This window comes from Nonomuraea sp. NPDC050227, from assembly GCF_044459705.1.
In the GTDB taxonomy this organism is placed as follows: Bacteria; Actinomycetota; Actinomycetes; order Streptosporangiales; family Streptosporangiaceae; genus Nonomuraea.
The window spans coordinates 636,627-649,374 of record NZ_JBITJF010000001.1; the positions used below are offsets into that span (position 1 = coordinate 636,627).

Genomic DNA, 12,748 nt, shown 5'->3' on the forward strand with positions numbered 1-12,748 from the left:
TAGTCTCCTGTGCGATCTTCCGGAGGTGTATTTACACAAGGTGTGGAAATGCCCCCGACTCGAGGTTGGGACATGGGCTCGCGAAACCGGTCAATTCGGTTCAAGATCTTTTTATTGCTGCTGCTACCCCTCCTGTCTCTCAGCGCGCTGTGGGGTTTCGTCCTCAACCTGACCATGGGCGACGCACAGTCACTCCTCCGGGCCGACACGCTCTACGAAACACTCGGCGTCACCTCCACCGACCTGGGCGTTCAGCTCCAGTCCGAACGGGTGCGCTCCGCCGAGGCGCTCACTACCCGTGAACTCACCGAGGTCCTGGGCGCGCAGCGGGCCCGTACGGACAAGGCGGCGGCCGACTTCCAGCACGCCGTCACCGAGGCGGGCGACGCGGTCGGCGACGACCTGCGGACGCCGCTCGACGCCCTGACCGCCCACCTCGACCGGCTCGGCTCCATCCGCGCCGACATCGACGGCGGCATCAGCTCCCGCCTGGCCGGCGTGGACGCCTACAACCAGGTGCTCGACGCCGTCTTCGCCCTCTACGACCACCTGATCTCCGTCTCCGACCTGACCGTCTTCCAGCAGGCCACCTCCCTGCACGCCATGGGCAGCGCCCGGGAGTACATCGCCAGGGAGCACGCCCTCATCGTCGGCGCGCTGGTGGACAAGCGGCTGACCGAGCCCGAGCGGGCCGCCTTCACCGAGTACGCGGCCTCCAGGAAGTTCCTGCACGCCCGCGGGCTGGCCGGGCTCGACGTGCCGCTGCGCAGGCCGTTCGAGCAGGTGTTCGCGTCCCAGCCGTTCCTGACCTTCTCCGCGCTGGAGTCCAGGGTCGTCAAGACCGGCTCGCCGCCCGCCGACGCCGAGGCGTGGAAGAGCGCGGTGGACCGGCTCACCACCGAACTGGACCGCGACAGCGCCGCCGCGGCCAAGACGCTGGCCGGCCGGACCTCGCGGGCCGCGACCGGCACGGTCGTCGAGATCGCCGTCGCGGGCGGCCTCGGGTTGATAGCCGTGCTCGCGTCGATCATCATCTCTGTACGCTTCGGTCGCCGCCTGGCGGGCGAGCTGTACGGGCTGCGCACCGCCGCGATCGAGCTGGCGGAGGTGCGCCTGCCCGACGTCGTGGACAGGCTGCGCAAGGGCGAGGACGTTGACGTGCGGAAGGAGGCCAGGGCCATCAGGGTGAGCGGATCGGCGGAGATCACCGACGTGGGCCGGGCCTTCGCGTCCGTGCAGCGCACGGCGGTGACGGCGGCCGTCGGGCAGGCCGCGCTGCGCCGCGGGGTCGGGCAGGTCTTCCTCAACCTCGCCAGGCGCAAGCAGGGCCTGCTGCACCGGCAGCTCGGGCTGCTCGACGGCATGCAGCGCCGCACGCACGACCCCGACCGGCTGGAGGAGCTCTTCCGCCTCGACCACCTGACCACCCGCATGCGGCGGCACGCCGAGAGCCTGATGATCCTGTCGGGCGCGCCTCCGGCGCGGGCCTGGCGCAGGCCGGTGCCGGTGATCGACATCGTCCGGGCCGCGGTCGCCGAGGTCGAGGACTACACGAGGGTCAACGTCGAGGCCATGCCGGTCAGCGCGTTCGACGGCGGCTCCGCGGCCGACCTCACGCACCTCGTGGCCGAGCTGATCGAGAACGCCACCATCTATTCACCGCCGGACACCGTGGTCCAGATCCGCGGCGACGTGGTCAGCAACGGCTACGCCATCGAGATCGAGGACAAGGGGCTCGGCCTGTCGGCCGTCGAGTACGCCGCGATCAACAAGCTGCTGTCCGCCCCGCCCGAGTTCGACCTGGCCGACAGCGACCGGCTGGGCCTGTTCGTGGTGGCCAGGCTGGCCGAACGCCACGGCCTCAAGGTCCAGCTCCGCCGCTCGCCCTACGGCGGCACCGCGGCCATCGTGCTCGTGCCGCGCTCGCTGGTCGCCGACCAGGCCGCGCTGACCTCAGGCGACGACGACGGCCGGCCGGCGGAGCCGCCGAGCCGGACGAAGAAGGCCCTCGCGGTGGTCACCTCGGGCACCCACGCCGGACTGCCCAGGCGCGTGCGCCAGGCGAACCTGGCGCCGCAGCTGAAGGAAGAACCGCCGGAGCCGGAGCCGCAGGCCGAACGCTCTCCCGACGAGGTACGCGATCTGTTCTCCGCGTTCCAGCGGGGAACCCAACGTGCCCGAGAAGAAGCCTCCGAGGAGGAGCCCATGAGCAAGGGGGACGCATGACTGCGCAAACCACCAACACCGGTGAGCTGAACTGGCTGCTCGACGACCTGGCAGGCAGGGTCGCCGCCGTCCGCCAGGCGGTCATCCTTTCCACCGACGGCCTGGCCGTCGGGTACTCCAAGGGATTGACCCGCGAGGACGCCGAGCACCTGTCGGCCGTGGCCGCTGGCTTCCAGAGCCTGGCCCGCGGCACCGGGCGCCATTTCGGCGGCGGCGACGTGCGCCAGACCATCGTGGAGATGGAGAGCGCGTTCCTGTTCGTCACCGCGGCCGGCCAGGGCACCTGCCTGGCCGTGATCGCCGAGGCGAACGTCGACGTCGGGCACATCGCGTACGAGATGGCGATGCTGGTCAAGCGGGTGGGCCAGCACATCACCACCAACCCGCGCGCGGGAACGGCATGACCGACGCCCCCCGCTGGTACGACGAGGAGGCCGGGCCCGTCGTCCGGCCCTTCGCCCTCATCCGAGGCCGGACGCGCTCGTCGGGAGACGCCTTCGACCTCGTCGCGTCCGTGCGCGCGCTCGCCGACCAGGCGGACGACCTCGGGCCGGAACAGCAGCTCATCCTGCGGGCGGCGCGGAGCCCGATCTCGGTGGCCGACCTGGCCGTCGAGCTCGACCTGCCCGTAGGCGTCGTCCGGGTGCTGCTCGGCGACATGCGTGACCACGGCCTCATCTCGGTGACGTCGCCCTCGGCAACGGGGTCGCGTTCGAATGAGCGCATTCTCAAGGAAGTGATCAATGGACTCCGTGCTCTCTGAGGACCCCGTCGCGCTGAAGATCCTCATCGCGGGCGGGTTCGGCGTCGGCAAGACCACCCTGGTCGGGTCGATCAGCGAGATCAAGCCGCTGCGCACGGAAGAGGTGCTCTCCGACCGCGGGATCGGGGTCGACGACCTCGACGGCGTGGAGGCCAAGACCACCACCACCGTGGCGATGGACTTCGGCCGCATCACGATCCGCGACGGACTGGTCGTCTACCTGTTCGGCACCCCCGGCCAGGAACGGTTCTGGTTCATGTGGGACGAGCTGTCCTACGGCGCGCTGGGCGCGGTCGTCATCGCCGACACCCGGCGGCTGACCGACTGCTTCCCGTCGGTGGACTACTTCGAGCAGCGCGGCACGCCGTTCGTGGTGGCCGTCAACTGCTTCGACGGCGCGTCCCAGCACAGCGTGGACGACGTGCGCATCGCGCTCGACCTCGACGACGACGTCCCCGTGATGCTGTGCGACGTGCGGCGCAGGGCCTCGGCCAAGGAAGTGATGATCACCCTGGTCGAGCACTCCCTGCGGACGCTCACCGCCGCCAACTAGGACGCGCGGCCCGTCGCGAACCCGGGCGGGCGCGGCCCGCCGCCGGGCTAGAGCGCGCGCAGCCCGTTGATCACCTCGCGGAGCAGGCTCTCCGTCGGGGTGGCGGTCTTGTCGCGCGGCGGGCGCACGTCGATCAGGTCGTACTCCAGCAGGTCGCCGAGCAGCACCCGGATCACGCCCACGGGCAGCCCGAGCTCCGAGGCGACCTCGGCGACGGGCCTGGAGTGACCGGACAGGCAGCTCATCAGCCGCCGGTGCTGGCCGCTCAGCTCGGCCTTGGCCGGCGCGGGCCGTCCCGTCGAGACGACGGTCGCCAGCAGATCGAGGGCCGGGGACGAGGGCCTGGTGCGCCCCCGCGCCACGGCGTACGGCCGGACGACGGGCCCGGCCTCCTCGTCAACCCACTCGTGCTCGCCGCTCACGCTCGGGAACCCCCATCCTGGTCGCTTTCCTGCCGCCCCCGCTGCCATCCGGACTGGAGTGAGGAGAGCAGCGCCCTGGTCTCCTCAGGAGAACGCTCGTCGGCCACGGGCGCCACGGGCGCCGATGGCGTCGGCGCGGCCAGGGGCGCCTGCCTGAGCCGCTGCCGCTGCGGCAGGCCCGTCTGCCGGTCGCGGCGGGGCAGGTCCTGTCCCTCGCCCGGCGCGGGCCCCGCGCGCTTGCTCGTGCGCACCCGGCGCGGCAGCTCGCCCGGCCCGGTCGCCTCCCCCGCGTCGACCGGCCGCTCGGACCGGAGGACGGAGACGGACACGGGCTCGAACTCCATCGGCCGCACCGGCGTCGCCATGGGCTCGACCAGCGATCCCGGCACGAGCACGATGGCGGTCGTGCCGCCGTACGGGGACAGCTTCAGCGTCACCTTGATGCCGTGCCGGGCGGCCAGCATGCCGACCACCGCGAACCCCAGCCGCTCGGTCTGCGCGGGGTCGAACTCGGGCGGGCTGGCCAGCCGGTCGTTGATGGACTTGCGGGTCTCCTCGTCCATGCCGAGGCCGCGGTCCTCGATCTCGACCGCGAAGCCCCTGCCGACCATCTCGCCGCGCACCGAGACCTCGTTGGCGGGCGAGGAGAACGACGTCGCGTTCTCGATCAGCTCGGCGAACAGGTGCATGAGGTCGGCCACGGCCGAGCCGGACACGCCGCACTCGGGCATCGGGTAGACCCGGACCCGGGTGTACTCCTCGACCTGGGCGGCGGCGCCGCTCAGCACGTCCTCGACCGGGATGACGCCGCGCCACCTGCGGCCCGCCGTGCCGCCCGAGAGCAGCACCAGGCCCTCGGCGTGGCGGCGCATGCGGGTGGTCAGGTGGTCGAGCCGGAACAGGCGCTCCAGGGCCTCGGGCTCCTCGGTCTGGTGCTGCATCTCGTCCAGCATCCTGAGCTGGCGCTGGAGCAGCGACTGGCTGCGCCTGGCCAGGTTCCGCAGCGCCTCGGACACGCCCTCGCGCAGCCTGGCCTGCTCGACGGCGGCGTCCACGGCGGTGCTCTGCACGCTGTCGAAGGCTGCGGCGAGGTCGGCGACCTCGCTGGTGGCGTTGTCGCCGACCTTGATGGGCGGCGCCTCGGCGTCGATGTCCACCCGCTCGCCGGTACGCAGCTTCGTCACCACGTCGGGCAGCCTGACCTCGGCCAGGTCCAGCGCCGTACGGCGGAGGGTGGCCAGCTCCCTGGTGATCCTGCGGCCCACCCGGACGGAGATGAAGATCGAGAAGGCCACCGCGATGAGCCCCAGCGCGCCCGCGATCGCGGCCCTGACCACGATGACCACGCCGGCCGGCTGCATCCGGCCCAGCAGCTTGTCCCCGGTGTCCCAGACGGCCTCGCTGTACTCCTTGAGCACCTGGTCGGCGATGCCGCGCCAGAGATCCATGTCGGCCGGCTGGCCGGCGACGAAGCTCCGCAGGAGGCTCTCCATGGTGATGTACCTGGAGGAGTAGAACAGCTTCTCGAACGGCGCCCGCAGCTCGGTGTCGAGGTTGGCCAGCGCCTTGGGGAACAGGAACGTGCGGGTGCCGTCGATGCCGGCCAGCAGGTGCACGTCGTGCATCGAGGGGCGGCCGTTGGAGGCGACGACCAGGGCGTTCTCGCGGCTGAGCAGCTCGCGCACCTCGTCGGCCGCAATCAGGCCGTGGGCCTGGAGGGACAGTTCGAGGTCGGTGCTGACGGTCAGCCTGGAGTACAGCAGGTGGACCTCGTCGGAGACCTTGGCGTACTCGGTGACCAGGTTGCCGGGGGTGATCCTGCGCTCGTCGACCTTGCGCCGGACCTCCGGCAGCCGGTCGACGGTGTCCAGGACGACCTGGAACTGCTTCCTCATGTCGTCGGTCATCGCCGACTGGGCGTCCTCCGACAGGCCCTGCTCGCGCAGGGTCTTCCTGCTGGCGTCCACCTTGGCGCGGGCCTTGGACAGGGCCGCCTGCTCGGTCGCCGTGCCCGCGAGGCGTTCGGCGGAGGCCAGGCGTTCGGTCTGGAGGCTGGAGACCAGGCCATCGGCGTTGTTGATCACACTCGACCAGATCGCATCGATCTTGAAGAGGTTCAGCGCCTCACCCGTGGTCGTGCTCGCGGCGAAGCCCCAGAGCGCGATCAGGGAGATCAAGGGGATGACGAGCAGCGTCGAGATCTTGAATCGGATGGATCTGCCCGATGCCATGACACCTGCTCCCGCATAGAAGATCGCGGGAGAGAATAGCATCGAAACGGACGAGATTAAGATCGACTAGCGATAAATCTGTGATATGTCGGGAAATTTGCGTCTACTGGGCGCTTCGGGGCGCGGGCCGGCGACCACGTCAGCCACAGCGCCCACGCCGCCAGCAGGCCGAGCAACGACACCTCGGCGCCCAGCAGCAGCCGCTCGACCAGGCCGATCATGACCCGCTCCCCCGGCAGGGCCACGTACGTGATCGCCAGCAGCCCGAACCCGCCCGCCAGCGCCACCCACTCCACGGCCCGCGCGACGGGCTTCCAGTGGACGTCCGCGGTCAGCCTGGGCACCAGCAGCGCCCCGGCGGCCGGCAGGCTCACGAACGCCGCGATCGACACATACCGGTGAACCTGGGCCGCGACGTCGAGATCGAGACCGAGAGGGACGGTCGGGATGACCGCCACCACGACCAGCGCCGCCGACCACACCATGAGCAACTTCTCCGGCAGCCCCCGGACCGGCGCCCCCATTCTCCGCAGCGCGGTCAGCAGCGCGAGCGACCCGAGCCCGAGCACCGCCATCGCGACCTCCGTGACGCCCCCGCGGTCGGTCACGGCGTACTCGCTGATGGTCACGTTCATGGGGTCGAGGTAGGGGTCGGGCCCGAAGTGGCCGACCAGGATCGCGACCACCGAGAACACGATCGATGCACAGGCGATCAGGGGGTAGAGCCTCGTCGGGGTCATGAGGGCCCTCAGACTCACGCTCCAGGGCGCTCTCGCGACTCTCACTCTGCTGTTCGGCACTGCGGTCATGTGCCCAACTCTCGCGCCCACAGGCGTGCCGGCACATCCGGTGGCACCCCCGAGCCGTCCCTGAGTCGACCCCTGAGTCCCCCTCCCCTGCCCCCCGGGTGGACGGTGTCCCTCAGTCGGAGGCGACGAACAGGCGGAGCACGCGATCGGGACGGCCGACGGGCGTCCAGGAATCATCGAATCCATCGTATTGAAATACGCTCATGTCCCGAGCCACTCGGAAAACGGTGTCGTCCGTGACCGCGCAGGACGCACTGTGCTCCCCGATGCGCTGCCAGTTTCCGGCTGCGTCCTGGAATTGATATACGCCACTGAAGTCGGCGGCGGTGGCGAACAGCCCGAAACCTCCGGCGAAGATTTGCAGGACACCTCGGGGAGGGGCGCCGAGGTTGTCCCAGGCGGTTCCGGAGCCGGTGTATCTGAACACCGTGTTGTTGAGCGGGTCCGTACGGTAAACCGTATCCGCGATCGCGTATGCGCCGCCTTTGGGGCCGATGCGTTCCCAGTCGTTCGGATTGCCGCTGTAGAGGAAGGTGTCACCCTGGAAGTCGGGCATCTGGGCCACGACGCTGAACCCACCGACCGCCAGGAAGCCGGAGTCTCCGACCTTGCTCCACAGCGGCGTGTCGCCCTCGAAGCCGTCGAACTGGAGTATCCGGCTGCCGTCCCGAGGCGTCTTGTAGACGGTGTTGTCGGAGACGGCGTAGGTCGCTCCGATCTCGCCGACGGAGAACCAGTCGAAAGGGGTGCCGCTGTAGCCGAACGCGGTGCCCGTCTCGTCGCCGGCGCCCTCGACGAGGGTTCCCCACCCGCCGCCGAAAGGCCCATTGACGGTGACCGGTCCTCTGATCTTGGTCCAGGAAGTGCCGGAGCCGTCGTATCGGAAGACGCCGTTGATATCGTCCGCGGCGTCGATGGTCACGGCATTGAGAGTGAGGGCCACGGATCTCTCCGTTTCTCGCAGGAAGGACACCCGTGGTTCCAGGTATCTCGCTGATCGCAGCATCGCTTCGCACGTCCGCGACCAGCAACTCCGACACGCATCGGATTTCTAATGACTTGTCCACCGCGAGGCTTTTTTCGCCCAATAACAAGAGCCCTCAGTCGAGCACGTGGGACGTGGCCCTGGCGTAGCGGGCGCGGATCTCCGGGACGGCCGGGGCGTCGTAGGTCTCGGTGTCCTCGGTCCGCCAGTCGGGGGTCGTGAGGAGGCCGGCGGCCTGGCGGGCGGCGCCGTCGGCGACGTACTCGCCGGGCGGCGGCACCGCGATCGGCACGCCGAAGACGGTCGGCGCGACGCGGCGTACGGCCTCCGAGCGGGCCGCGCCGCCGATCAGCAGCACCCGCTCCGGGCGGGTGCCGAGCGCGTCGAGGGCGTCGGCGAGGCCGCACAACATGCCCTCGACGGCCGCGCGGGCCAGGTGGGCCGGGGTCGAGGTGGCCAGCGTGAGCCCGAGCACCGAGCCGGTCGCGGTGGGCCGGTTGGGGGTGCGCTCCCCCTCCAGGTACGGCACCAGCGTCAGGCCGCCGGCCCCCGCCGGGACCCGGAGCGCGAGGTCGCTCAGCTCGTCGAGGCCGACCCCGGCCAGCCCGGCGGCGGCGTCGAGGACCCGGGCGGCGTTCAGCGTGCACACCAGCGGCAGGAAACGCCCGGTGGCGTCGGCGAACCCGGCGACCGCGCCGGTGGGGTCGGCGCTGGGCGTCTCCGCGACCGCGAACACCGTCCCGGACGTGCCGAGCGAGACCACCACGTCGCCCGGCCCGGCCCCGACGCCGAGTGCGGCCGCCATGTTGTCGCCGGTGCCCGGCGCGAGCAGCGGCCCGGACGACGCCGGGTCGCCCGCGCGGTCGGCGGGCCCCAGCACCCGGGGCAGCAGCGGGACGGCGCCGAAGGCGGCCTTGAGCAGGTCGGTGCGGTAGGCGCCGGTCGCCGGGGACCAGTAGCCGGTGCCCGAGGCGTCGCCCCGGTCGGTGGTGAGCAGGTCGAGCGGCGGCGGGGGCGCGTCGTGCCAGGCCGCGAGATCGAACCCCGAGCCGGAGCCGCCCCGAGGACCCGAGCCGCCGCCCCGACTGGGGCCGTTGCCCGAACCGAAGCCGCCCCGCCCGGAGCCGTCGCCCAGGGCGAGCGCGCCCGCCAGGCGCCAGGTCAGCCAGTCGTGCGGCAGGCAGACCGCCGCCGTGCGGCGGGCGTTGTCCGGCTCGTGCTCGGCCAGCCACCGCAGCTTGGCCACGGTGAACGCGGCGACGGGCACCGAGCCGACCGCGTCGGCCCAGGCTCCCGGCCCGCCCAGCTCCGCCACCAGGTCGGCGGCGGCCCGGGCGGAGCGGGTGTCGTTCCAGAGCAGGGCGTCGCGCACGACCTCGCCCGCCTCGTCGAGGCAGACCATGCCGTGCTGCTGCCCGGCCACGCTGATGGCGGCGACGTCGGCGAGGCCACCGGCCTCCTCGACGGCCCGCAGCAGCGCGGTCCACCAGTGGGAGGGGTGGATCTCGGTGCTGGCCGGATGGGCGGCGCGGCCCTGCCTGACCAGCGCGCCCGTCTCGGCCTCGCGAATGACGACCTTGCAGCTCTGCGTGGAGGAATCGACCCCAGCGACCAGCGTCACCCGAACTCCTTATGCGTGTCCCGCGCGAGATGGTTGAGATGGTATCCCCGCTCGGGAGCGACGTTCAGGGGCAATTCGGGTGATTTACAACCCCGAGGGGTCGCGGCCGACGCTGATCTCCTCCGCGATCTTGCGAATCTCCGTCACCTCGAGACCTGGGGCCTTGGGCAGGTGGCGCAGCAACGCCTCCATGACGACGGGCACGGGCTGGCCCGCCATCAGCCCGGCGATGCCGTGGACCGTCCGGAACAGTGCCTCTTCGGTGTGGTGCATCGGCAATCCCCTCGTTCGGCTACCGGGAGAGGCTACGGCCTGGCCATGACAGTTCGCTCGCTACCGCTCCAGCGTGTCCCGCACAGCCGGGCGTTCCACCGTTCCAGCGCACCCCGCACAGCCGGGCGTTCTACTGTTCCAGCGCGCCCCGCACAGCCGGGCGCTTCACCGTTCCAGCGCACCACGCACGGCGGAGCAGATCGCGCCGAGCTCGCGGACCTGCTCGCGGGTGAGGACGTCGAACAGGCTCCTGCGCACCTCCTCCACGTGACCGGGAGCGGTGGCGGCCAGTGTGGCGAACCCCTCGTCCGTCAGGACGGCGATGTTGCCCCTGCCGTCGGCCGGGCAGCGCTCACGGCGCACCCAGCCGCGCTCCTCCAGGCGGGCGACGGCATGCGACAGGCGGCTCTGGGAGCTCTGGGCCCTGGCGGCCAGCTCGCTCATGCGCATCGACCGGTCCGGCGCCTCCGACAGGGCCACCAGGATCATGTAGTACGTGTGCGGCATGCCCGCCTCGCGCTGGAGCTGCCGGTCCAGCGCCTCGTTGATGAGCTGACCGGCGGCCAGGAAGTCACGCCAGGTCTGCTGCTCGTCCGGATCCAGCCATCGAGTCACCCTCTCATTTTAGTTGAACTCTCATATACTCTGGCCGGGAGAAACAGGTGAAAGGGGACGACCATGCCGGTCCACAGGCTCAACCACGCGGTCCTCTACGTCCGTGACGTGGAGCGCAGCGTGGCCTTCTACCGGGAGGCGCTCGGATTCGAGGTGGTCATGGGCATGCGCGGCGCCGCGTTCCTCCAGGCCCCCGGCTCCAGCAACGACCACGACCTCGGGCTGTTCGAGATCGGCGCGGGCGCCGGCTCCTCGCCCGCCGGACGCACCGCCGTCGGGCTCTACCACCTGGCGTGGGAGGTGGACACACTCGACGAGCTGGAGCGCATCGCGGTCACCCTGAGCGAGCTCGGCTCCCTCGTCGGCGCCTCCGACCACGGGACGACCAAGGCGCTGTACGCCAAGGACCCCGACGGGCTGGAGTTCGAGGTCTCCTGGCTCGTGCCCGCCGCGCTGATCACGGAGGAGACCCTGGCCGCCCGGTCCGCCATCCGCCCGCTCGACCTGGCCGCCGACAAGGAGCGGTACGGCGCGCAGACCCGGGGCGGGGTAGGGGTGTCGATCCCGGCCTGAAGGTACCGTGGCAGGTATCCGACCGATTTGTTCCGGAGAGGGTCATGCCAAACGATCCGGATCACGTCCTCGACGCCATCGACGGCGTCGTGGACGAATGGGAGACGCTCAGCGCGGACGCCATGCGCTGGGCGCCTCCCGAGCACAAGTCGCCCGACCTGCTGGACGAGGCGACGGAGATCCTCAGGCCGCTGGCCGAGGCGCTCTCCGAGGTTCTGCGGCCGCTCGGCGACTCCATCAACCGCGCACTCGAACGACTCACCGACGACGACTGACCGACCCGCCGCCGCCGCGCGTGCCGGGTGGACGCAGTCGGGTTGTCCCGCGCGTGCTCGGCTTGCCGTCTCCGCCTCCGTCGGCGTCGGCGTCGGCGTGGCGTGGCGTTTCGCGGCCCCTCAGTCCGTTCGGCGACGGCGGGTGCGGCGGGGGTAGGCCTTGGCCGTCTCGGCCAGCCGGGCCGAGTGCTCGGCCTGCCGGCGCCAGTGGCCGTACGCGTCGCCGCGCTGGGCCAGCCGGTCGAGCTCCCGCATGGTCGCGAGCGGGATGAACGCGGGCTCGGCGTCCCGCCAGGGCGTGCCGGGCAGCGGCATGAACGTGTGCGTGTGGATGCGGGCGCCCAGCTCGGCCAGGTCGCCGGCCAGCACGAGCGACTGGCGCTGGTCCTCCTCCGACTCCCCCGGCATGCCGAAGATGAAGTCGACGTTCGGCCTGAAGCCGTGCTCGACGGCGATCCGGACGGCGTCGCGCACGGGCGAGGTGCCGTGCCCCCGGCCAGAGGCGGCCAGCACCCGGTCGGACCCCGACTGGGCGCCGATGATCAGGTTGTCGTTGGCGACGTACCGCTTGAGCAGCCGCATGGCCTCCGGCGTGACGTGCTCGGGCCGCACCTCCGAGGGAAAGCTGCCGAAGAACACCCGGCCGTGCGGCGGCAGCTCCTCCTTGACCCCGGCCAGCAGCTCCTCCACCGCGCCGAGATCGGGGTCGGGACCCGGCGAGCCGTAGGAGAGCGAGGTCGGCGTGATGAACCGCACGTCCCGCAGCCCCTGCTCGACCATGCCCTTGACGTGCTCGCGCACACTGGCCACCGACCGGTGGCGGAACTGGCCGCCGAACATGAACGGCGTCTGGCAGAACCGGCAGGTGTACCGGCAGCCCCGGGTGATCTCGATCGGCCCCTTACGCCCCAGGAACGACGGGAACGCGTCGAGCGGGAGCTGCGGGGCCGGACGCGTCCTGAGCGCGACGCCGTCGGCGTCCTTGACCGCGAGGCCCGGCACGGTCGTCAGCGGCTCGTCCCGCCGCAGCGCCTCGACCAGGGCGATGATCGTGGACTCGCCCTCGCCGATCGCGGCCAGGTCCCAGCCGGCGTCGAGGACCTGCTGCGGCTCGGCGGTGGCGTGCACGCCGCCGGCGATGTGCAGCCCCCGGCCGTCGCTGAGCGACCTGACGGCGGCCAGCTCGGCGGCCATGGCCTCGGCGTCCGGGGAGTAGAACGACCAGAGCACGAGCACCCGGTCGGCCCGGCTCGCCGCGATGTGGGCCGCCGTCTCCTCCGGGGTGACGCCCAGCAGCTGCCGGTGCTCCACGCCCGAGGTCTCCAGGGCGGCGAGCACCGCGTGCACGCCGTACGTCACGGCCTTGCGGTAACGGACCACCACATCCACTGCCAGCGCCACG

General features: G+C 71.4%; 14 protein-coding genes. 6 read left to right on the forward strand and 8 right to left on the reverse strand.

Going from position 1 to position 12,748, the window contains the following annotated elements; translation table 11 throughout:
• Positions 1 to 114 precede the first annotated feature (114 nt).
• From ACIBK9_RS03420 to ACIBK9_RS03435, 4 genes are read left to right on the forward strand one after another with little or no spacing between them, the layout of a single operon-like run.
• On the forward strand, positions 115 to 2,226 hold the full coding sequence (locus ACIBK9_RS03420; protein WP_397154832.1) for a nitrate- and nitrite sensing domain-containing protein: 2,112 nt from the start codon (positions 115 to 117) through the stop codon (positions 2,224 to 2,226).
• On the forward strand, positions 2,223 to 2,630 hold the full coding sequence (locus tag ACIBK9_RS03425) for a roadblock/LC7 domain-containing protein (protein ID WP_352318060.1): 408 nt from the start codon (positions 2,223 to 2,225) through the stop codon (positions 2,628 to 2,630). Before ACIBK9_RS03420 ends, ACIBK9_RS03425 begins: the two co-directional genes overlap by 4 nt.
• A complete protein-coding gene (locus ACIBK9_RS03430) occupies positions 2,627 to 2,989 on the forward strand; it encodes a DUF742 domain-containing protein (protein ID WP_352357593.1) in 363 nt (120 codons plus the stop codon). Before ACIBK9_RS03425 ends, ACIBK9_RS03430 begins: the two co-directional genes overlap by 4 nt.
• Positions 2,970 to 3,542 carry an ATP/GTP-binding protein gene (locus tag ACIBK9_RS03435; RefSeq protein WP_352318064.1) on the forward strand — a complete coding sequence of 191 codons (573 nt, stop codon included), beginning with the start codon at positions 2,970 to 2,972 and terminating at the stop codon, positions 3,540 to 3,542. Before ACIBK9_RS03430 ends, ACIBK9_RS03435 begins: the two co-directional genes overlap by 20 nt.
• Positions 3,543 to 3,589: 47 nt before the next feature.
• Here the strand turns inward: ACIBK9_RS03435 and ACIBK9_RS03440 are convergent, their stop codons facing one another.
• The 7 genes from ACIBK9_RS03440 to ACIBK9_RS03470 all read right to left on the reverse strand — a co-directional run bounded on the left by ACIBK9_RS03440 (position 3,590) and on the right by ACIBK9_RS03470 (position 10,498).
• Positions 3,590 to 3,964 (reverse strand): DUF742 domain-containing protein, encoded by a 375-nt coding sequence (locus ACIBK9_RS03440; protein WP_358290686.1) that lies wholly within the window; start codon positions 3,962 to 3,964, stop codon positions 3,590 to 3,592.
• Positions 3,961 to 6,195: a nitrate- and nitrite sensing domain-containing protein gene (locus tag ACIBK9_RS03445; RefSeq protein WP_397154835.1), complete on the reverse strand. Its 2,235-nt coding sequence runs from the start codon at positions 6,193 to 6,195 to the stop codon at positions 3,961 to 3,963. The genes ACIBK9_RS03440 and ACIBK9_RS03445 overlap by 4 nt, the downstream gene beginning before the upstream one ends.
• 56 nt (positions 6,196 to 6,251) lie before the next feature.
• Positions 6,252 to 6,935, reverse strand: coding sequence for a DUF998 domain-containing protein (locus tag ACIBK9_RS03450; RefSeq protein WP_397154837.1), 684 nt, complete (start codon positions 6,933 to 6,935; stop codon positions 6,252 to 6,254).
• 181 nt (positions 6,936 to 7,116) lie between these two features.
• A complete protein-coding gene (locus ACIBK9_RS03455) occupies positions 7,117 to 7,926 on the reverse strand; it encodes a hypothetical protein (RefSeq protein ID WP_397154839.1) in 810 nt (269 codons plus the stop codon).
• 178 nt (positions 7,927 to 8,104) lie between these two features.
• On the reverse strand, positions 8,105 to 9,610 hold the full coding sequence (locus ACIBK9_RS03460; RefSeq protein WP_397154841.1) for a xylulokinase: 1,506 nt from the start codon (positions 9,608 to 9,610) through the stop codon (positions 8,105 to 8,107).
• A gap of 84 nt (positions 9,611 to 9,694) precedes the next feature.
• A complete protein-coding gene (locus tag ACIBK9_RS03465; protein WP_397154843.1) occupies positions 9,695 to 9,883 on the reverse strand; it encodes a hypothetical protein in 189 nt (62 codons plus the stop codon).
• 165 nt (positions 9,884 to 10,048) lie between these two features.
• Complete coding sequence (locus ACIBK9_RS03470; protein ID WP_397154845.1) at positions 10,049 to 10,498, reverse strand: MarR family winged helix-turn-helix transcriptional regulator; 450 nt, start codon at positions 10,496 to 10,498, stop codon at positions 10,049 to 10,051.
• 63 nt (positions 10,499 to 10,561) lie between these two features.
• Here ACIBK9_RS03470 and ACIBK9_RS03475 point away from each other — a divergent pair, with 63 nt between their 5' ends.
• Positions 10,562 to 11,071, forward strand: a complete 510-nt coding sequence (locus ACIBK9_RS03475) for a VOC family protein (RefSeq protein WP_358290701.1) — start codon at positions 10,562 to 10,564, stop codon at positions 11,069 to 11,071.
• Between the two features lie 44 nt (positions 11,072 to 11,115).
• The gene (locus ACIBK9_RS03480) at positions 11,116 to 11,346 is read left to right on the forward strand and encodes a hypothetical protein (RefSeq protein WP_352318077.1); all 231 of its coding nucleotides are present in this window, start codon (positions 11,116 to 11,118) and stop codon (positions 11,344 to 11,346) included.
• A gap of 120 nt (positions 11,347 to 11,466) precedes the next feature.
• Here ACIBK9_RS03480 and ACIBK9_RS03485 read toward each other — a convergent pair whose 3' ends face one another.
• Positions 11,467 to 12,747, reverse strand: coding sequence for a TIGR04013 family B12-binding domain/radical SAM domain-containing protein (locus ACIBK9_RS03485; RefSeq protein ID WP_397154847.1), 1,281 nt, complete (start codon positions 12,745 to 12,747; stop codon positions 11,467 to 11,469).
• Position 12,748 lies beyond the last annotated feature (1 nt).